The organism is Lentibacillus halodurans, assembly GCF_900112045.1.
In the GTDB taxonomy this organism is placed as follows: domain Bacteria; phylum Bacillota; class Bacilli; order Bacillales; family Amphibacillaceae; genus Lentibacillus; species Lentibacillus halodurans.
In genome coordinates this window covers 89,473-110,984 of the sequence record NZ_FOJW01000003.1, presented here as the reverse complement: position 1 = coordinate 110,984, position 21,512 = coordinate 89,473, and the positions used below count along the sequence as shown (strand labels likewise).

Annotated in this window: 22 protein-coding genes; 1 reads left to right on the top strand and 21 read right to left on the bottom strand. The window is 43.0% G+C overall.

What is annotated here, in order from left to right; all coding sequences use genetic code 11:
• Positions 1–46 precede the first annotated feature (46 nt).
• Together BM195_RS04900 and BM195_RS04895 are read right to left on the bottom strand one after the other, a co-directional pair.
• The gene (locus BM195_RS04900) at positions 47–1,030 is read right to left on the bottom strand and encodes an ABC transporter ATP-binding protein (protein ID WP_090234476.1); all 984 of its coding nucleotides are present in this window, start codon (positions 1,028–1,030) and stop codon (positions 47–49) included.
• Entirely contained in the window at positions 1,005–2,024 is a 1,020-nt protein-coding gene (locus BM195_RS04895; protein WP_090234473.1) for an ABC transporter ATP-binding protein, read from the bottom strand. Before BM195_RS04895 ends, BM195_RS04900 begins: the two co-directional genes overlap by 26 nt.
• 350 nt (positions 2,025–2,374) lie before the next feature.
• Here BM195_RS04895 and clpP point away from each other — a divergent pair, with 350 nt between their 5' ends.
• Positions 2,375–3,001: an ATP-dependent Clp endopeptidase proteolytic subunit ClpP gene (clpP, locus tag BM195_RS04890; RefSeq protein WP_280141238.1), complete on the top strand. Its 627-nt coding sequence runs from the start codon at positions 2,375–2,377 to the stop codon at positions 2,999–3,001.
• 271 nt (positions 3,002–3,272) lie between these two features.
• Here clpP and BM195_RS04880 read toward each other — a convergent pair whose 3' ends face one another.
• The 19 genes from BM195_RS04880 to lgt form a co-directional block, all read right to left on the bottom strand.
• On the bottom strand, positions 3,273–3,524 hold the full coding sequence (locus tag BM195_RS04880) for an HPr family phosphocarrier protein (protein ID WP_090234464.1): 252 nt from the start codon (positions 3,522–3,524) through the stop codon (positions 3,273–3,275).
• A 155-nt stretch (positions 3,525–3,679) separates the two neighbouring features.
• A complete protein-coding gene (gene whiA / locus BM195_RS04875; protein ID WP_090234461.1) occupies positions 3,680–4,633 on the bottom strand; it encodes a DNA-binding protein WhiA in 954 nt (317 codons plus the stop codon).
• Between the two features lie 523 nt (positions 4,634–5,156).
• A complete protein-coding gene (locus BM195_RS04870; RefSeq protein ID WP_090234459.1) occupies positions 5,157–6,119 on the bottom strand; it encodes a gluconeogenesis factor YvcK family protein in 963 nt (320 codons plus the stop codon).
• Between the two features lies 1 nt (position 6,120).
• Positions 6,121–7,005 carry an RNase adapter RapZ gene (rapZ, locus tag BM195_RS04865; RefSeq protein ID WP_090234457.1) on the bottom strand — a complete coding sequence of 295 codons (885 nt, stop codon included), beginning with the start codon at positions 7,003–7,005 and terminating at the stop codon, positions 6,121–6,123.
• 16 nt (positions 7,006–7,021) lie between these two features.
• Positions 7,022–7,486: an NUDIX hydrolase gene (locus BM195_RS04860; RefSeq protein ID WP_090234455.1), complete on the bottom strand. Its 465-nt coding sequence runs from the start codon at positions 7,484–7,486 to the stop codon at positions 7,022–7,024.
• Between the two features lie 303 nt (positions 7,487–7,789).
• Entirely contained in the window at positions 7,790–8,743 is a 954-nt protein-coding gene (gene trxB, locus BM195_RS04855; RefSeq protein ID WP_090234453.1) for a thioredoxin-disulfide reductase, read from the bottom strand.
• A 105-nt stretch (positions 8,744–8,848) separates the two neighbouring features.
• Positions 8,849–9,853, bottom strand: coding sequence for a tetratricopeptide repeat protein (locus BM195_RS04850; protein ID WP_090234451.1), 1,005 nt, complete (start codon positions 9,851–9,853; stop codon positions 8,849–8,851).
• Positions 9,854–10,058: 205 nt separating this feature from the next.
• Positions 10,059–11,720: a glycerol-3-phosphate dehydrogenase/oxidase gene (locus tag BM195_RS04845; protein WP_090234448.1), complete on the bottom strand. Its 1,662-nt coding sequence runs from the start codon at positions 11,718–11,720 to the stop codon at positions 10,059–10,061.
• Positions 11,721–12,013: 293 nt separating this feature from the next.
• Positions 12,014–12,388, bottom strand: a complete 375-nt coding sequence (gene dhaM / locus BM195_RS04840) for a dihydroxyacetone kinase phosphoryl donor subunit DhaM (protein ID WP_090234446.1) — start codon at positions 12,386–12,388, stop codon at positions 12,014–12,016.
• 1 nt (position 12,389) lies between these two features.
• Positions 12,390–13,010, bottom strand: a complete 621-nt coding sequence (gene dhaL / locus BM195_RS04835) for a dihydroxyacetone kinase subunit DhaL (protein ID WP_090234444.1) — start codon at positions 13,008–13,010, stop codon at positions 12,390–12,392.
• A 16-nt stretch (positions 13,011–13,026) separates the two neighbouring features.
• Positions 13,027–14,007 (bottom strand): dihydroxyacetone kinase subunit DhaK, encoded by a 981-nt coding sequence (gene dhaK / locus BM195_RS04830; protein WP_090234441.1) that lies wholly within the window; start codon positions 14,005–14,007, stop codon positions 13,027–13,029.
• A gap of 80 nt (positions 14,008–14,087) precedes the next feature.
• Positions 14,088–15,581: a glycerol kinase GlpK gene (glpK, locus tag BM195_RS04825; RefSeq protein WP_090234437.1), complete on the bottom strand. Its 1,494-nt coding sequence runs from the start codon at positions 15,579–15,581 to the stop codon at positions 14,088–14,090.
• Positions 15,582–15,611: 30 nt separating this feature from the next.
• Positions 15,612–16,442, bottom strand: a complete 831-nt coding sequence (locus BM195_RS04820) for an MIP/aquaporin family protein (RefSeq protein WP_090234432.1) — start codon at positions 16,440–16,442, stop codon at positions 15,612–15,614.
• A gap of 217 nt (positions 16,443–16,659) precedes the next feature.
• Positions 16,660–17,877, bottom strand: a complete 1,218-nt coding sequence (gene fdhA, locus BM195_RS04815) for a formaldehyde dehydrogenase, glutathione-independent (protein ID WP_090234429.1) — start codon at positions 17,875–17,877, stop codon at positions 16,660–16,662.
• Between the two features lie 116 nt (positions 17,878–17,993).
• Entirely contained in the window at positions 17,994–18,539 is a 546-nt protein-coding gene (locus BM195_RS04810; protein WP_090234425.1) for a glycerol-3-phosphate responsive antiterminator, read from the bottom strand.
• Between the two features lie 12 nt (positions 18,540–18,551).
• Complete coding sequence (locus BM195_RS04805) at positions 18,552–19,070, bottom strand: acyltransferase (protein ID WP_090234423.1); 519 nt, start codon at positions 19,068–19,070, stop codon at positions 18,552–18,554.
• A 3-nt stretch (positions 19,071–19,073) separates the two neighbouring features.
• Positions 19,074–19,709: a pyrophosphatase PpaX gene (gene ppaX, locus BM195_RS04800; RefSeq protein WP_090234421.1), complete on the bottom strand. Its 636-nt coding sequence runs from the start codon at positions 19,707–19,709 to the stop codon at positions 19,074–19,076.
• Positions 19,684–20,643, bottom strand: coding sequence for a nucleoside recognition domain-containing protein (locus BM195_RS04795; protein WP_090234962.1), 960 nt, complete (start codon positions 20,641–20,643; stop codon positions 19,684–19,686). The genes ppaX and BM195_RS04795 overlap by 26 nt, the downstream gene beginning before the upstream one ends.
• An 18-nt stretch (positions 20,644–20,661) precedes the next feature.
• A complete protein-coding gene (gene lgt / locus BM195_RS04790; protein WP_090234418.1) occupies positions 20,662–21,510 on the bottom strand; it encodes a prolipoprotein diacylglyceryl transferase in 849 nt (282 codons plus the stop codon).
• Positions 21,511–21,512: the final 2 nt, after the last annotated feature.

Genomic DNA, 21,512 nt, shown 5'->3' with positions numbered 1-21,512 from the left:
TATTAGGTCATGTATCATGAATTATTTCTAGTTATAACATAATCTATTATGACTGCACGGTATCACTATAGAGATGACATGCAACATAATGGTTGTCTTCAATTTCCTGAAACACTGGTCTCACTTCACTGCAGACATCCATTGCATAAGGACATCTTGTGTGAAACGCGCATCCTGATGGCGGGTCAGACGGGCTTGGAACATCCCCCTTTAAAATAATCCTTTCCCTTTGATAATCCGGGTCCGGGTCAGGTACGGCCGACAACAATGCTTGTGTATAAGGATGCTTTGGATTATCATACAGTTCATCCTTGCTAGCCAATTCTGCCATCCGTCCCAGATACATAACCCCAACCCTGTCACTGATATGTTTGACAACACTGAGATCGTGTGCAATAAAAATGTATGTTAAATGAAAGGCATCCCGCAGTTCATCCATCAGGTTGAGAATTTGCGCCTGTACCGAAACATCGAGTGCTGAAACCGGCTCATCACAAATGATCATTTTAGGATTATTGGCAAGTGCCCGTGCAATGCCAATCCGCTGCCTCTGTCCACCACTGAACTGATGTGGATAACGTGATGCATGATATGGGCTGAGTCCGACTACGTCCAGTAATTCTTTAACGCGTTGTTTTCGTTCATTGGCGGAAGTCATGCCATGAACCAAAAGAGGCTCGCCGATAATTTTTTCTACAGTATGCCTTGGATTTAAGGATGCATACGGATCCTGAAAAATGATCTGCATATTACGTCTCAGTTTCCGCATTTCTTCCGCACTAAGCTTGGTTACATCCTGGTCCTGAAATTTGACTTCTCCCTCCGTTGGTTCACTTAAACGAAGAATGGCTTTCCCTGTTGTGGACTTGCCACAGCCGGATTCTCCCACAAGCGCGAGAATTTCCCCTTCCATTACTGAAAAGGAAACATCATCGACTGCCTTTACTTCCCCGACTTTTCGTCCAAACACGCCTCCCCTGACAGGAAAGTATTTTTTTAGACCGTTAACTTCCAAGAGTAGATTCTGCATGTTCTGCTGCATCCCCTTCCTTTTTGTCATATAAGAAACAGCGACTGGTTCGTTTATCTCCCAGATTATAAAGCTCCGGTTCCTCATTAAAGCAACGATCAAAGGCAAACTCGCAACGAGGAGCAAATTGACATCCAGTTTTTTTCAATCCCGGATTCGGCACCGTCCCCGGAATCGAGTAAAGTGTCTGTTCGTCACCGTGAAGTTTTGGAAGCGAACGAATAAGACCTTTTGTATAGGGATGCTGCGGATCTTTCAAAATTTCCCGTACATTTCCTTCCTCAACAACCTGGCCGGCATACATGACAATAACCCTTTCACACAGTTCTGCTACCACCCCCAAATCGTGCGTAATCAATAATATGGCGGTCTCCCTTTCCTGATTCAGATCACGCATAATATCCAAAATCTGCGCCTGTATGGTTACGTCCAATGCAGTCGTCGGCTCATCTGCAATCAAAATATCCGGATCACATGAAACGGACATAGCGATCATGACTCGCTGCCGCATGCCACCTGACAGCTGATGCGGATATTCATCAATCACCTCATCTGCACGAGGGATGCCAACTAGCTTCAATAGGTCAATAGATTCCTGCTTTGCCTCTTTTTTGCTAATTTTCCGATGAAATCGTATAGCTTCGATAATCTGATTTCCGATTGTAAACAGCGGATTAAGTGATGTCATTGGCTCCTGAAAAATCATTCCGATTTCATTGCCGCGGATTTGCTTCATACGTTTTTGGGAAGCTTTGACAATATTTTCATCTTTAAAATGAATGTTCCCGCTTACAATTTTACCGGGAGGATTTGGTACCAGCTGCATAACAGATAGTGAGGTTACACTTTTACCACAGCCGGATTCTCCCACAATCCCAACAATTTCCCCCTTATGTAACGACAAGCTAACGCCATTAACCGCCGGAATTTCTCCGTTATCCGTTAAAAAATGCGTATGTAAGTTTTCCAATTCCAAAAGTGTCTCTTTTGGCAACCCTATCCCCCCTTATCCCATCAAAAAATGATTAAGATTAGTATTATTTACTCAAATTAAAAATATCTAAATATTGTAATTAACATATTATAATGAATAGATTGATAATGCAAGTAAAATTGCCAGTAAGCTGTATTTTATTGTCCTTGCCCCGACTTATAAAATTTTCCATAATAGGTTTTATACATATTTATTTAAGGGTATGATGATAGATGATCGACTTGGCTTTCGTTAATTCTGCCTCGTTGTTCCGATAAGGCTGGGACAATTTCATTTCTAAGGTACAATCACAACCGTTTTGTTTGACCTTTTTTGACCTATTAGTTATCATAAGAGTATCCATTACATGGATAAATTCGAAATGTTTTAAGGAGGATGAACACATGAATCTGATACCAACAGTCATTGAACAGACAAACCGTGGAGAACGCGCATATGATATTTACTCACGTCTATTGAAAGACCGTATTATTATGCTCGGAAGTGGAATCGATGACAACATTTCCAATTCCATTGTTGCACAGCTGCTTTTCCTGGAAGCAGAAGATCCAGATAAGGATATTTCGTTGTACATTAATTCACCGGGTGGTTCCATCACTGCCGGCATGGCCATTTATGATACCATGCAATTCATTAAGCCAGATGTTTCCACCATTTGCACCGGTATGGCAGCCTCAATGGGGGCCTTCCTGCTGGCAGCGGGGGAAAAAGGCAAACGGTATGCCCTGCCGAATAGTGAAGTCATGATTCACCAGCCATTGGGCGGAACCCAGGGACAGGCAACTGATATTGAAATTCATGCACGCCGCATCATTGAAATGCGTGAGAAAATCAACAAAATTTTGGCCGAACGGACTGGTCAGCCATTGGAAGTTATCGATCGTGACACAGATCGTGATAATTTCATGTCCGCTGAAAAATCTGTAGAATACGGCCTGATTGACAAAATTCTGGAGAGAAACACTGACAGGAAATAAAATGAAGATTGAATATTAGGGCTGCACTGAATTCGGTGCAGCTCTTTTTAATGCTTTTTTCAGAGGCGTTTTCGGGATTTCCAGCCGAACATCCTGTTTCCTGGCTGAATTACTCATTCTACGGCGCAAGTTCTCGTTCTCCCGTGAAGTCTTTGACCGTGGATCGATATTTTTTGGCCGTGTTAATACATGCATTTTTTTTTTCATTCATATCAACTAACTCATTAAAAACCTCCAAATCTGCACGTATCAGCAGCTTTGGAGGTTCCTGCTATTTTGAAACAAAAGCGATTAATTTATTCAGTGCTTCTTCCTCATCCTCACCATCAGCAATTAATGTGATCTTTTCACCGGGCGTAACCGCCATGCTCATCAACCCCATTATGCTCTTTGCGTTCACCCGTTTCCCATCCTTTTCAAGAAACAAATGAGCCGTATATCGGTTTGCTTCCTGAACAAATTGGGCTGCCGGCCTTGACTGCAACCCCGACTCGAGTTCAACTTTCACTGATTTCTCCACCAAAAACATCATCCTCCCTAATTTGAAATCGTTTTCACAATTTTGTAAAAAAATAGCAGTAAGTATCACCCATCTACTGCCATTATAGATAAAATTTTCATTTAAATACAAATCGTATACCATACAACAAGACAACAAGTAAATAATGTCACCAGCGATCATTCACTTGTTGGAATAACCCCATCCTCACGAAGCTTTTCAGCAAATTCGTCAATTTTCTTGAGCCTGTGGTTCACCCCAGACTTGGAAATTTTACCACTGGAAACAATTTCCCCCAATTCTTTCAGTGAAATATCTTGATGCTGAACGCGTAATACGGCAATTTCCCGCAGTTTTTCTGGAAGTGCCTCCAGCCCGACCGTTTCTGAAATCAAATTGATATTTTCAATCTGACGAAATGCGGCACCAATCGTTTTGTTCAAATTGGCTGTTTCGCAATTAACAAGCCGATTCACCGAATTACGCATATCACGGACAATCCTGACATCTTCAAATTTGAATAAAGCATTATGGGCGCCAATGACATTTAAAAAATCAGTTATTTTCTCTGCTTCCTTCAAATAGGCGATATATCCTTTTTTACGTTCTAGTTTTCTTGCTTTCAAATCAAATTCGTTCAACAGTTCACACAACGAATCATTGTGTTCCTGGTACGAATTGAAAATCTCTAAATGATACGAAGACGTTTCTGGATTGTTGACCGATCCGCCAGCCAAAAAAGCTCCTCTTAAATACGACCTTCTGCAGCAATCCTTCTTCTGATATTTTTCCGGTATTGTTCTTATGAATGTATATGAATCCTTGACAATTCCCAAATCGTCAAGCAAATTTTGCACCTCTTTTTTCATACGAACAATATAAATATTATTTTTTTTCAGCTTCATTTTCTTTCGGACAAGCAATTCTACCGAAAAATCGTATAATGATTTGACTAGGGTGTATATGCGGCGTGCGATAGCTGCATTTTCCGTTTGAACATCCAGCGTGTAAATACTTCCTGACATGGATATGACTCCATTCATCCGGATCAATGCGGCCAGTTCAGCATATTTACAGCATGTATCCAGTTCGATTCCTGTTAATTCCTTTTTTATTTCCGATGCAAATGACAATCCCGACACCTCCCCGTTCAGTCGTCATATGCCGTTTATCCTAGTGCAAGTCCCGCCTCAAAATGATGAAAGTAAACAAATAGATTCAGGTGGGAGTAAACGAATACTGCCACTCTGACTGGTTTAACCAACATTCGGCGGGAATAGCAGTCTCACTGAATGAAGTTTCACTTTATCCCGCCTTAACGGGCAGTAAGCCGTCCAAAAACGCCAGCTAACTGTCCTTAAAGGTCCGATTCTGTTCAACTAACTTTCAGTGGAAAAAGCATCCACTGAATGAAGTTTCACTTTTTCCCGCCTTAACGGGCAGTAAGCCGTCCAAAAACGCCGGCTAACTGTCCTTAAAGGTCCTATTCTGTTCAACTAACTTTCAGTGGAAAAAGCGTCCACTGAATGAAGTTTCACTTTTTCCCGCCTTAACGGGCAGTAAGCCGTCCAAAAACGCCGGCTAACTGTTCTTAAAGATCCGATTCTGTTCAACTAACTTTCAGTGGAAAAAGCATCCACTGAATGAAGTTTCACTTTATCCTTTATTGATTATCGAGTAAAGCAGTTTTGCTATTTTTTGTGTGTCATGACGCAATGTGGTTCTCGATGGATCGATGATGTCACTTTCGATAATCCGGAGCCCCATATCAATCAACCGTTCAGTATCGTAAATAACGGGTGCAGCGTTTTCTTCTGCGTATACCTCACGGACGTGTTTGCTAATGGGTTCATTATGAACAACAATCGAATCGATACAATCTTCACCGATATGACTGCGAATCGCCTGCACGTGATCTGCTGCAGTATATCGTGTCGTTTCGCCTGCCTGCGTCATAACATTGCAAACATAGACCACATTCGCATTTGTTTTGCTGAGAGCGACATCAATTTGCGGAATGATCATATTCGGTAAAATACTCGTATATAAACTACCGGGGGCAACCACTACTAAGTCTGCCTTTTCAATTGCATTTACCGCATCCGGAAGCGGCTGAACCGGCTGTGGGCTTAAATAGACACGCTCAATTTTTTTGTTTGCGAGCGGGATATTCGACTCACCGGATACAACGGTTCCATCAGCCATTTTCGCATGCAGCGACATGCTGTCATTTGAAATGGGATAAATTTCCCCCTTCACATTCAATACACGGGATATCTCTTGAATACCAGTCAAAAAATTTCCTGTGACAGATGTCATGGCTGCCAACAACAGATTGCCCATCGAATGACCGGATAAGCCATTGCCAACTGTAAAACGATGCTGAAATAATTCCAGCAGCATTGGCTCTGCATCCGATAAGGCAGCAATGACATTCCGTATATCACCCGGAGCAGGGATATCCATTTCATTCCTCAGCCGTCCTGTGCTGCCGCCGTCATCTGCAACTGTCACCAGTGCCGTCAAATGAATCGGCAAATCCTTCAGACCACGCAGAAGGACCGGCATTCCCGTACCGCCTCCAATGACAACCACACTGGGGTTTTTCATGCTGCCCATATTAATGACCCTTTCTTTTATCAATGTCACGGTGGCTGACATGGGTAATGTAATTGGATGAAAGCTGTTTTGCGAAATATTCAGCAATAGCTACGGAACGATGCTGCCCACCTGTGCACCCGATTCCTACAACGAGCTGCGACTTGCCTTCTTTCTTATATTGAGGAAGCATAAACTGTAGCAAATCAAGTACTTTATCATTGAATTTCGCAGTATCCGACCATTTGAAAACATACGAAGACACTTCCGGGCTAAGGCCGGTCAATGGCTGCATATGCGGCACATAATGCGGATTCGGCAAAAACCGTACATCAAACAATAAATCAGCATCAATCGGAATACCATATTTGTAACCGAACGAAACCATATTGACGGAGAAAATTTCCTGTTTCTTTTCTGTATAGGCTTTTAGGATTTTTTCTCTTAATTCCCTTGGCTTTAGACTTGTGGTATCAATGATCCGCTGTGCTCTGCCTCTTAATTCATCCAGGATTTTCCTTTCTTGCGTGATGCCATTCAGCGGCAGCCCTTCTGTTGCCAAAGGATGCGTACGCCGTGTTTCTTTATACCTTGTAACAAGTGCTTCATCTTTGGCATCCAAAAAAAGAATATGTTCATTCAGCCAATCTTCTTCCCCTAATATATCCAACGCTTCAAATAGCGAGTCGAAAAATTCCCGTCCGCGCAAATCCATTACAAGTGCCACATTCCGAATATTATTCCGGGAATCCTTCATCAGTTCCAAAAATTTCGGCAGTAGTGCAGGCGGCAAGTTATCGACACAATAATAACCGAGATCTTCAAAACTTTGAACGGCAACGGTTTTCCCCGCTCCTGACATCCCGGTGATCACAACTAGCTTTGTTTCCTGTTCACTGTTTGACATGACAAATTTCTCCTCTTCAAGAACTGGATGGATCAAGACGACAATCAATCAAGCGATAATCTTCAGTATATTGAAATGATCCATATAACATCTTATCGGAAAACAAGGCATGTTCAAAAATTTTCCGGTCTCCCTCTGCCATTGGCAAATCATTTATGGCATGACGTGATACCCATTCCAGTTCACCTTCACGGCAATAGTCCGTTAACATCCCTGTATACGTTTGACAAATGAATGTGAACATCATCCATTCCTGCACCATCGTATGATTATTGTAAATCGTGAATGTAAAGATCCCGGAAAGTATTGGATCAATCAGCTCAAGTTCTGTTTCTTCCCGAAATTCACGGACTGCCGATTCTTTAATTGATTCTCCCTGTTCCATCTTGCCGCCAGGCATGGCATACCAGCCCCGGCGCGGTTTTTTTATCAATAAAACTTTATCATCATTTATTAATATGCAATTGGTTACACGCTGCATTCATCTTTCACTTCTTTCCTTTAAAAGAAGACAATCACTATATCCATTATACACCGAATACGAACCAGCCAACAACCATATCAACTTCCACCGAATTTAAAAGCGTGTTCGACACAATTGGACAAGGAACGTGCAAACACCACACAAAAAAAGCAGGTGAACGAATCACCTGCAAACAACTAATTTATTTTTAAAAGGGGGTCAATTAGTTAATTCTATTGTACCCCATAAATGTTTCGTGCGTGTTACAGCAGAGTTAAAAAGTAATTACTTTCTGATTAATCAGATTTAACAATTGCAAGGTTATGATTGTGCCGCTTTCAATTCCTCATGCAAATCTTCAATATATTTCTGTGCTGTTTCAGCGGCAATACTTCCATCTCCAGTTGCAGTCACAATTTGTCGAAGTGATTTCTCCCGGATGTCACCAGCTGCATAAATACCGGGTATCGATGTTTCCATATTTTCGTTTGTCGGGATATAGCCTTCCTCATTTGTGATACCCAACGATTTAAACGGTTCACTTAATGGTACCATCCCAATATATATGAACACACCGTCAATCGGGTATTCGTATTCTTCTCCAGTGTCATTATTGTATAATGACACTGCGCTGACTTTGCCATCTGGACCATTAATCGTTTTGGCTTCTGTATTCCAAATGAAATCAATTTTATCATTGTTAAACGCGCGATCCTGCAATATTTTCTGAGCACGCAGTTTATCACGGCGGTGCACGATGGTTACATTATCGGCAAAACGTGTCAAATACATGCCTTCTTCAACGGCAGAATCCCCGCCGCCGATAACAACAAGATTTTTTTCTTTAAAGAAAGCGCCGTCACATACAGCACAATACGAAACCCCGCGTCCACCAAGCTCTTCTTCACCCGGAATACCAAGCTTTTTATACTGAGCACCTGTTGTAATAATCAGCACACGCGTATTGTATTGTTTATTCCCAGCAATAACTGTTTTATAGTCACCGTGGTCTTCAACATCTTTGATATCACCGTACGCATATTCAGCACCAAATTTCTTCGCATGTTCAAACATTTTATTCGATAAATCCGGACCAAGAATGTGCTCATAACCAGGATAGTTTTCCACATCTTCCGTGTTGGCTACCTGACCGCCCGGAATGCCGCGTTCAATCATCAGTGTGTCGAGATTTGCACGAGATGCATATACTGCCGCCGTCATACCAGCAGGTCCAGCACCAGCGATAATCACGTCATACATAGGTTTATCGGCCATATTATCAGCCCTTTCTCTCACTTTTATCATCAAACCACATTTATCGTATTAAATGGCTGCAATTTAGTCTAATATTATGCTCATCCGAAACGTTGCCAGCCGTTGTTAAACATTCCATGGACCTTCATCGTCCGCAAGCACTGGATGCTTTTTACATCCTTCTTCCCATAATGAAAGAGCTTTAGAAGGTATACCGAGCTGGTATGCTGTTATACTATACCATTTATAATACGATAAATGGTTTTTTAGCTGTTGTTTTCCGAGTTTCTGAAATCGACTATAGGCCAGATCGTATACTCCGGTTCTGGCAAGTGTTACGGCAACGCGTAACTTTTGCTGTTCATGAATGGGGTATACATTTAGTAATGTCTTGATATGTTGTTTATATTCCTGCATCCGGTCTGTCTCATAATAAAATATCGCCAGGTTGGTATGACTATGCAATGAATCGGGCTGTTCCGCGAGTACATCCAATTCCATTCCGATTGCATCATCGGGATAACCTGAAAAGAACAAGGCATGTGTATAATCATGTTTGATCAACTTATGTTCCGGAAATAGGGCAAGCATTTCTTCAAGTAATGGCAGCGCTTTTTCCCATTCTTCGCTTTCCATATGATGAAATACCGCTTCCTGATAGACGAGCAGTTCATCTTCTTCATCAAATTCCCACTCATCATCGGCTTCTTCATCAATATTCATTAAATCCAGCAAGTGTTCTGCATCTTCACGAAAATCTCCATCAGCCGCTTTATTCAGATAGATTTCCGCATGCTTTCTCGCATCATTCAATAGACCCAGGTGGGCATAATTGTTAGCCAGCAAGTAATAGCAATCTGTGTACTGATCATTCGTTGACTGCAGCACTTCATCCAAAAGCTGATTTGCTGCATGGTAAGCACCAATCTCTGTATAAACGATCGACATCTGACACTGGTATAATGGATTGTCCGGTGCTGCTTCAATGGCCTTGCGCAGCCATTTTATCGCAGTATCGAATTTTCGTTTCTGAAATGCTTCGACACCTTTCGTAAAGTAAAAGTCACCATCGGGAATAAAGGGGATAACATTCTCCTTGTATCCCTGTATATCATTATTTGATTGTTGCATATCCCCATCCCCTTAATTGTCGAATCTCACCGAATAAAGTATATCATAATTGAGGTATGAATAATATATGTATTTGGAATTTAAAACGAAAAAGCAGTTCCTTCCTGATGTGTCTTCACAGGTTTGAACTGCCTCATAACAACTGAAGTTTTAATTCTAGGACTGAATAAATACAAGGGGGGACAAGAAGCCTGTCCCGCTAACATTATTCAGCCGGATTCACGGCTTCATACAGCAACTGTTCAAGCTCAAAAGTATAGCTTTGTTTCTGTTCGTCGCTCCACTCCAGCGCTTCGGCCATATAATCAATAACCTTGTCTTTGTGAGCTTTAACAAAATCAATATCAAAAAATAGTGCTCCGGTCCGCCGCACAAAGAAGTCGACCGGTTTATAAACCATTTCATGTTCAAGGGCATATGCCAATTCCGCGAAAACAACCGGCTCAATACCGGCTTTATTCGTACGTGATTCTTCATCCTGGTATCGTTCAAAAATTTGATCAATGTTTGAACCGTACTGTTGAATAAGGAAAATAGCCGTTTCCTCGGCCATACCTAAATCCATCGCTTCAACCATTTTTTGTTCTTTAAAACGTTGAAATTCTTTTGAACCCCCTACTTCTCCACCTGAAATCGGCAGATACTTTGTTTCGGACTCAGAATACAAGACCCCGTCCTCTTCTTTTAGTTGTGTCACAACTGTATCCACAGCTTCTTCAGCCATTTTTCGGTAGCCGGTCAATTTTCCACCGGCCATCGATATCAGTCCTGAATCCGAAATGAACATTTCATCTTTCCGGGAGATTTCATCAGGGTCATCCTTCGATTCCTCTGCTATCAACGGCCGCAAGCCAGCATAGCTTGAATCAACATCATCTGTTGTCATATCAAGCGACGGGAACATGTAATTAATCGCATCCAATAAGTAATCCCGGTCAGCTGCGGTCATTTTCGGATGGGCGACATCACCTTTATAGCTCGTGTCCGTTGTGCCGACGTATGTTTTTTTATTCCTTGGAATGGCGAAAATCATCCGGCCGTTCGGTGCATCAAAATAAATGGCCTGCTGCAGCGGGAACCGTTTTTTGGGAAACACGAGATGAACCCCCTTTGTCAGATGGAGATTCTTTCCTTGTTTGGAGCCATCGATTTCCCGAAGATCATCGACCCACGGGCCGCCTGCGTTAATGATTTTTTTGGCAAATACATGATGCTGATCACCGTTAATCTGATCTTCCACAACAGCCCCGGTCATTTTGCCATCCTCATAAATAAAATCCGTTACTTTGGCATAATTGATCGCTCGTGCACCCTTCTCGACCGCTTTCTTCATCACTTCTATCGTAAGCCGGGCATCATCTGTTTTGTATTCGACATAATAGCCGGCACCTTTGAGGTCACTCCGTTTAACGAGCGGTTCCTTTTTCATCGCTTCTTCGGGACGCAGCATTTCTCGGCGTTCCCCTTTCTTCACGCCTGCCAGAAAATCATAGACTCGTAAACCAATGTTCGTTGTAAACGGCCCAAAATTCCCCTCTTTATAAAACGGCAGCATCATCCTCTCAGGAGTAGTCACATGCGGGCCATTTTCATAGACAATCTCCCGTTCCTTGCCAACTTCCGCAACCATTTTCACTTCGAACTGCTTTAAATAACGAAGACCTCCATGCACAAGTTTCGTGGAGCGGCTTGATGTACCAGCTGCAAAATCCTGCATTTCCACAACAGCTGTATTCAACCCGCGCGTTACTGCATCTAAAGCAATACCTGCACCGGTAATGCCACCGCCGATAACGAGCACATCAACCTGCTTTTGTTTGATTTGCTGAAAAATAGTATCCCGCTGATAACTTGAAAATACGGACATATTCATTCACTCCTTCATATCTATCAATAACTAAAAAATAACTTTTCATGTATATTCATTAGAATACCTCGATGCTTATCCTCCTATAACGAGTACCGAAGGCTCCTATACTTTTCGTTCTTGAAATTTTTAAATTTTATTAAAGTGCAAAAAAAGAAACCACAAAATAAACTAATGACGTATCATCAGCAAGTTGTGGTTTCTCCATTTCTCCGGCACGTTTATTAACTTGAATATATTTTATCATATCGTTACGAAATAGTATAGTTATTTACTTACATCATTATAAAAATTTATCCGAATTCTTTTTGTACAGCAGTAACAACGTCGTTCACATCTTTATTCATGCCGGATTCAACCGCCGCCACATACGCTCCTTCTACTAATGGCGCTTCCATGACCCTGACATCATCTGTCCCAGTCATCTCCACGGCCATTTCCGCATTCATTTGCGCACTGCCAATATCATAAAACACCAAAACACCTCTGCCCGCATTTGCACGACCGATCGCTTCCTGTATCTTGTCAATACTTGTTCCGATATCATTTTCATCCGTCCCGCCGGCTGTTTCAACAGGAACTTCTTTGATGACCTGACGTATAATATCTTTCATACCTTCTGCTGCCTGATGGCTGTGGGAAATGAGAACAATACCTGTATAGGCCATATCAATCTCTCCTCCCAATTACTTCTGCAAGCGCCTGGAAGATATAAAAGGAGGAAGCAGAACCTGGATCAACATGTCCGATTGAACGTTCTTTAAAATAGGCCGCTCTGCCCTTTGTGGCCATCATATCTATTGTTTGTTCCATTGCATTTTTCGCCTCTTCTGCGATTTTATCCTGATCGAAGTCTTTTTCCCGCCTGAAATAATCGGCCATTTTTGACCATACATCAACAAGTGTTTTTTCACCTTCTGTTGCTTTACCACGTTGTTTAATGCCATTCACAGACTCTTCCAGCCCGTTTGCAAACGTTCCAAAATCAATCGTGTCATTTCCTTTAACCGTCATAGACAACTTCAAAAATGCCGTTCCGAATAACGGGCCAGATGCACCACCGACTTTGGACATGAGCATTATAGCAGTATCCTTTAATACGTCCGCAGGTTTTGTATAATCCTGCTTCGTGATTTTACTAGCAGCTTCCTGAAATCCGCGGACCATGTTAATGCCATGATCACCATCTCCGATTTCCTGGTCCAGGGTTGTGAGATATTCCTTGTTTGCCTGCATTTTTTCGTTTGATTTTTCAATCCATGCCGCAATATCCTGTACATTTAATTCCATGCTTCACTCCCCTTTCTCAGCCGTGAAAAGCAGGTGCATGTGATGATGCATTCAGCAGTGCTTTTAATTCATCGTCCAATTTTAATAGCGTTACAGAGCAACCTGCCATTTCCAAAGACGTCATATATTCGCCGACAAATGTTTGATATACATTGATTCCTTTTTCAGCCAGTATCGATTGAACTTGTTTATTCACAATCGATAGCTCCATTTCCGGGGTTGATCCCAGGCCATTAACCATAACAGCTGCGTCACCGGTGAATTCAAAATCATGCAATACTTTATCTGTAAGTTCTTTTGCGATTTCATCAGCAGTAGTGATTTCTTTACGCTCAATTCCCGACTCGCCATGAATTCCAATGCCAATTTCCATTTCATTTTCTGCTAATTGAAAACTTGGTGTCCCTGCGGCAGGTACTGTACAAGGAGTCAGCGCCATGCCCATCGACCGGACGTTTTCAACCACTTTGTCAGCAACAGCCTTGATTTCCTCTAGAGAACCGCCTTGTTCAGCTTTTGCCCCGGCTATTTTATGAACAAACACGGTTCCGGCAATGCCCCTTCTTGATGATTGGTCATCTATAGCCACATCATCGTTGACAATTACCTTTTCCACCTGAATACCCTCTGCTTCGGCCAATTCTGCCGCCATTTCAAAATTAAGGACGTCTCCCATATAATTTTTGATGACTAAAAACACACCTGCTCCACCGTTTACAGCTTTAATCGCCTCGAACACCTGATCAGGCGTTGGGGAAGTAAACACTTCGCCTGCAGCAGCAGCGTCCAGCATACCTTTTCCGACATAACCGGCGTGCGCAGGTTCATGACCACTTCCCCCGCCGCTGACAATGCCAACTTTTTTGGCAACCGGGGCATCCTTTCTCGCAATCACGGTTGTTCCAGGCAATTGTTTCAGCTTATCCGGATATGCAGCAACCATTCCTTCTGCCATATCCTGTACAACCTGATTTGGATCATTGATGATTTTTTTCATAAATGCACCCTCCTTCGCATTCATTCTTTAAGAGGGGGAGGTCAATACTTACTGCAGTATTGATCTCCCCCAATTGACAGTTATTTAAACGTTCTCGCTGCCTTGACAGCTTTTTGCCATCCGGCATAGAGCTCGTCACGTTTCGCATCTTCCATATTGCTGTTAAAGGTCCGCTCATTCTGCCACTGGCTGGCAATTTCATCTTTATCATGCCAATAGCCGACTGCCAGCCCAGCAAGATACGCGGCTCCCAGGGCTGTCGTTTCCTGAACAACAGGACGTTCGACCGGAACACCGACAATGTCACTCTGGAATTGCATCAGGAAGTCATTTTTAACCGCACCGCCATCAACTCTTAGTGTTTTCAGATCGATACCGGAATCTTCTATCATCGCATCCAAAACATCTTTTGACTGATAGGCGAGAGACTCAAGCGTTGCCCGGATCATGTGCTCTCTTGATGTACCGCGTGTAATGCCGAAGAAAGCCCCGCGTGTATCACTGTCCCAGTAAGGCGTCCCCAGTCCGACAAACGCCGGAACCATGTACACACCGTCTGTTGAATCAACCCTTACCGCATAATCTTCACTTTGCGGGGAATCATCAATAATGTTCAATCCATCACGGAGCCACTGAATGGCCGATCCTGACACAAAGATACTGCCCTCCAATGCATACTCCACTTTACCGTCGACACCCCATGCCAGTGTAGTAAGCAAACCGTGATTGGATTCAACACCTTCTTCTCCTGTATTCATCAGCATGAAATTACCAGTTCCATATGTGTTTTTCGCCATCCCTTTTTCAAAACATGCCTGACCGAACAATGCAGCCTGCTGGTCTCCGGCAATCCCGGCAATTGGAACTTCATGACCGAAGAAATGATAATCAACCGTATCGGCATATACTTCGGAAGACTGCCGGACTTCAGGCAGCATGCTTTTCGGAACGCCTAATATATCAAGCAGTTCATCATCCCACTCAAGTTCGTAAATATTGAACATTAACGTTCTGGAAGCATTGGAATAATCGGTAATATGCGTTTTGCCGCCGGAAAGTTTGTAAACAAGCCATGTGTCCATTGTACCAAACAGCAAATCACCATTTTCGGCCTTTTCCCTTGCGCCCTCAACATTGTCAAGAATCCATTTAACCTTCGTACCTGAGAAGTAGGCATCAATCAGTAAACCGGTTTTGTCGCGCATGATATCCTGATAGCCTTGATCGACTAATGCTTTACAAATACCATCTGTCTGGCGTGATTGCCAGACAATTGCCTTGTATACTGGTTTTCCGGTGTTTTTATCCCAGACAACTGTCGTTTCACGCTGGTTTGTAATACCGATGCCGGCAATTTGGGAAGGATCAGCATCCGATTTGCGCAATACTTCTGATATACAAGCAAGCACAGATGTCCAGATTTCATTCGCATCATGTTCTACCCAGCCCGGATGCGGGAAAAATTGTTCAAATTCTTTTTGGGCTGTTTCGACAATTTCACCATCATGGTTAAATAGAATCGCACGTGAACTCGTTGTTCCCTGGTCTAATGATAGAATAAATGTTTCACTCATACTCTATTCCTCCTCATAAAATCGCTTTTTCTATACTATTTTTTCCTCAACTTGGTCTGCTCCTGTTTTCCCTTTCCTTAACTCCGAATTGGCAGCACCAACGAAAATAATAACAACTAGAATACTTAATATCCAAAATAAGATAGAATACTCACCTAAGTACGTGGCGTTATAGAATACAGCACCATAAATACCTCCTAAAATCGGACCAACTACCGGAATCCAGGCGTATCCCCAATCTGATCCGCCCTTTCTGGGGATCGGAAGCAATGCATGAGCAATTCTCGGCCCGAGGTCACGGGCAGGATTAATCGCATAACCAGTCGTTCCCCCTAATGACATACCAATAGCAACAATCAACAGGCCGACAATCAACGGATTCAAACCTTCTGTAAACTCATTAGCACCGATAAACATTAACCCGAATAAAAGAACAAATGTGCCAATCATTTCACTGACCAAATTGGAAAAAGGACTGCGAATAGCTGGGTCTGTTGAAAATACGGCCAGTTTTGCTCCTTTATCTTCCGTTTCCCTCCAATGAGGCAAGTAATTGAAAAATACAATAACAGCACCAATGAACGCCCCAATCATTTGGGCGCTTATATACATTGGTACTTTAGTCCATGGAAATTCGCCTGCAGCAGCGAATCCAAGTGTCACCGCAGGATTAATATGTGCACCCGTAAACTGACCAACCGCATATACCCCCATTGTAACACCAAGCCCCCAGCCAATGGTGATCAGTACCCAGCCGGTACCTTCAGCTTTTGACTTTTTTAAGACAACACCGCCAACAACACCTCCACCTAAAATAATCAGAATCATTGTCCCAATAATTTCTGCTAAAAACTCGGGCATTTCTAACACTCCTTTACCATATATGAATAAGTCTATTAAACAAGTATTCGATGGCTAAAAAAAGACCCACACTGCAACAGATGTACTTTGATTATAAAGTACCATTGCAGCGTGGGTCTCCATGTCTCCACCACGTTCTTAACTTGTTGGAAACAATTATATCTCGGAATGTAAACGCTGTCAACAGTTGTTTACATTTGAACTTGCAACAGCAGATTTAGCTTCGTACCAGCCGATGCGGATCAATGACAAACTTTTTCGATGCCCCGCCATCAAACCGTTTATAGCCTTCAGGAGCCTTGTCAAGTGAAATTAGCGTAGCATTCACAGCTTTTGCAATTTGTGCCCTTCCACTTAAGATGGCTTTCATCAAATCTCTATGATAGCACATAACCGGTGTTTGTCCCGTAACAAATGTATGTGCCTTTGCAAATCCTAAACCAAAGCGGATTTTCAACGTACCTTCCTTGGCATCGTCATCTTTGGAACCGGGATCACCTGTCACATACAGTCCCGGAATTCCCAGGCGGCCGCCTGCTCTCGTTATATCCATCACTGAGTTTAGCACAGTAGCAGGCGCTTCCCCGGCATTTTCTCCATGACCGCTCGCTTCAAAACCGACTGCATCAATTGCACAGTCTACTTCGGGGACACCCAGAATTTCTTCAAGTTGTTCACCAAGATCATCATGTTCGCGCAAATTGATCGTTTCACACCCAAAGCTTCTTGCCTGCGCTAACCGTTCTTCAATTAAATCCCCGACAACTACGACAGACGCACCTAATAGTTGTGCGGAATGCGCAGCAGCTAACCCAACCGGGCCGGCTCCAGCAACATAAACCGCTGATCCCGTTTTAACACCGGCACTTACTGCACCATGATAACCGGTTGGAAAAATATCCGACAGCATCGTTAAATCGAGAATTTTATCCATTGCCTGATCTTTATCAGGAAATTTCAGCAACTGAAAATCAGCATATGGTACCATCACATATTCGGACTGACCGCCAACCCAGCCTCCCATATCCACATATCCATACGCTGAGCCTGGCCGGTCCGGATTCACATGTTCACAAATATGTGTATCCTGCCTCCTGCAGCTTGGACACCGGCCGCATGCAATATTAAACGGAACGGATACCAAATCGCCTTTTTTAATAAACTCCACGTCACTTCCTGTTTCAACAACTTCACCCGTAATTTCATGACCTAACACTAAACCGCTAGGTGCTGTTGTCCGTCCCCTGACCATATGCTGATCACTGCCGCAGATATTTGTTGTAACGACTTTAAGAATGACCCCATGATTACATTTTCTGCCCACATTCAGCGGATTGACCCCCGGGCCATCCCTTAAAATTAACTCCGGATAACTAGTATCCCGCACCTCAACCTCTCCTGGCCTGACATAGACGACCGCCCTGTTACCACCCATAAACCACAGCTCCTTTTACTCGTTTAATGGCGCTATACATGTAAGCGATATCATTCTATGTGTCATGCCTCGCATTTTATGACAGAACATTTCAATAAATGGTCATGGCCTATTTACTAAATAGTCCACAATTCAGTATTTGAAGTGGATACCGCAACTGCTCCAGCATCTAAGGCCGAACAAACATCTTCTTTATTCCTGACCAAACCTCCTGCAATGACGGGGATTTTAGTCTCATCGTGAATGTGTTGAATAATATCCGGAATGAGTCCAGGCAGGAGTTCAATACAATCCGGCTGAAAACGGTCAATTAATTTTACATTATGCTCAACCGCCATACTATCTAATAAAAACATGCGCTGAATAGCAAGCAAATCATGTTTTTTGGCAAGTTTTATAATATTTCCCCGGGTCGAAATGATGCCATCCGGTTTTATGTCACGAATTAAAAATTCCATGCCGTATTCATCGGCTTTTAACCCCTGAATCAAATCAAAATGAATCAGAACTTGTTTATCAGCCCGTTTTGAATATTTTACTAAACTTTTTAACTGAGCAAGCCGTGTTTCCAGAAAAACGATGGAATGATGTCCTGAGTCCAAGGCTTTCTCAAAATCTTTCATATGACGAATTGCCGGGAGTATACCTGCAGGTGTCTCCATTTGCAGCCTCCTTTAATCCTGTTCTTCCCTTATCCGTTTGTCCATCTCTTCCTTCGTATAAATCACTTGCATTGGATTGCCGCCGACAAACGCTCCTGGGGGTACATCCCGATTGACTAGTGTAGCTGAGGAGATGACAGCACCATCACCAATCGTAACGCCGGGCAAAATGGTCGTGTTGGCACCGATCATGACGTCATTGCCAATCACCACGTCCCCGATCCGGTATTCTTTGATCAAATATTCGTGCGCCAGAATCGTTGTATTATAACCAATAACACTGTTCGAGCCTACCTTTATCTTTTCCGGAAACATAATATCGGGCATAACCATCAGTGCAAATGCCGTCTGTTTTCCGACATCCATGCGTAAAAAAGTCCGATAAAGCCAATTTTTCACACTTAAAAAAGGGATATACCTTCCCAATTGAATGAACACAAAATTTTTCATGACTTTCCAGAATGAAACGGTTTTGTAGATTTGCCACAAAGAATTGGCCTGTTGAACAGGGTACCGATTCGTTTTCCGCATAGTCTACACTCCTGTCAAGTCCAGCAGATCCTGCATGTCATCCAGCATGAAAGTCGGTTTATAAGTCAATAATTTTTCCCGCCCTTTCAGTGACCAAGCTACACCAGCTGTTTTAACACCGGCATGATGACCTGCCTCAATATCATGCGAATTATCACCGACCATTAATGTTGATTCAGGGCTAGCATTCAGCGCTTTCATAGCTTCAATGACCGGCTCTGCATGCGGCTTGGCATTGGTGACATCATCCAGCGTTATGACCGTTTCAAAATAATCATCAAGCCTTGTGACCTTTAAACCCATGTCCACTGTTCCACGCATCTTTGTCGTAACGATACCGATCTGGGTCTGTCTCCTTTGCAGTTCCTTCAGCGTTTCGGCAACATTAGGAAAAGCCTTTACATAATCATCATGATACCGTTGATTATGCTCCCGGTATATTTCAATCAGCGTATCCACCCGTTCGGGATGACATTGCTGAAACGTATCTCTTAATGGTGGTCCGATAAATTCAATAGCTTCCTCACGCGAAAGCTTTTGTCCAACATGATTAAACGTATGCACGAATGATTCGATTATCAATTCATTTGTATCAATCAGAGTGCCGTCAAGATCAAAGAGTATGGTATGAATGCTCATGTCCTGTTTCCTTCCTTTTCCGTTGTTCCAATCGTTTCCATACAAATGCAACAGTCATTGTCAGCAGAACGGCCGTTAACAGACGAATCACCAATAAAGGCCATACAGGGATCCCTAGCGGAATGAAAACCAATGTGTCTTCCAAGACCGCATGGCAAGAGACGAGAAAGATCAACGCTAAATACATGTCTTTTTTGGAAACACCATCTTCTTTCACCGCCTGAATCATCAAACCTGCACCATAAGCAAGACCAATTGTCAGTCCGGCCACAAGTGTCATCGACGTATTCTTTTCCATCCCCAGCATTCTGGTGAACGGCCCCAGTTTATCGGAAAAGTAAGTCAGCCACCCTTTTTCCCGGAAAAATTGCATAACGACCATCAATGGAATCACGATTAACGCCAGTTGTACAACAGCCATAAGTGCCGTTTGCAATCCATGCAATATGATCTCTGTCCATCCGTTCAGCACAATATCCGATGAAGAAACAAGCCCATACTGCGCTTGTTCTGCCCCACCATTCCACAGTAGGTTAATCACCGTTGCAGCTGCCAGGGCAAGTGAAATACGAATACCTGAAATAAGCCACCAGCTGACTCCAACTTTGGATGCGACCGTCGATTCAATGAATAAATTATGGGAAAAAGACATCATAACCGCCAATATGAATACTTCTTTGACCGTAAACTCAAATGAAACGATCGCTGCAATGCCGGCATATAGATTCAAGGCATTTCCCAAAACCAATGGGACAGCCGCTTCACCGGACAACCCCAACAGCCTCATTAACGGACTGATCTGATCAATTACCCAGGGTAGTACCGGTGTATATTGTAAAATAGTCACAATCAGCGTAATTGGAAAAATAACTTTCCCTAATGTCCATGTCACTTGAAGTCCTTGCTGTAATCCCCGGTGTAAAATGCCAGTCAATTCCCCATCCCTCACTTTTCAACCACTTTTTCTCTTTTTCACCTTTTTGCCATCATAGTATTTGTTGGTTATTCCGGATTTGCGGCGATACCAAATCAAAGCAATCAAACTTAAAATAATGATGATTGAAATGAGCTGTGCCATCCGAATGTCGGTTCCAGGGACATACAAACTGTCAGTTCGCATTCCCTCGATAAAGAAGCGGCCGACCGAATAGGCAGTCAGGTAGCTCAGAAACACCTCGCCGCGCAATGGATTTCTGCGGCGCAATACCAGCAGGAAGATAAGTACGAGTACATTCCAGACGGATTCATATAAAAAGGTTGGATGATACATTACCCCATCAATGCACATTTGATTCATGATGAAATCAGGCAAATATGTATGAAAACTGTTAAATGTCGACTCTGAAATCGGACCGCCATGTGCTTCCTGGTTCATGAAATTGCCCCAGCGCCCGATTGCCTGCCCCAAAATCAGACTGGGGGCAGCGATATCAACCAACTGCCAAAACGAAACGTTTTTAACCCGTGCAAAAATAACCGCAGTTAAAACGGCTCCAATTAATGCACCATGGATGGCAATACCGCCTTCCCAGATGGCAAAAACGTCCCACCACGGACCGCCGACATAGCGATCCCATTCAAAAATTACGTAATAAATACGCGCAAATATAATAGCAGCAGGAATGGCAAAGACAACCAGATCAACCATCAAGTCTTTTTGCAGACCTAATCGATCAGATTCCCTAGTAGCTATATACAGTCCCAAAAAGGCACCAAGTGCAATAATCAATCCATACCAGTAAATGGTCAGAGGGCCAATATCCAAAAAAACAGGACTTAATGCCGGTGCACTGCAGCTCAATT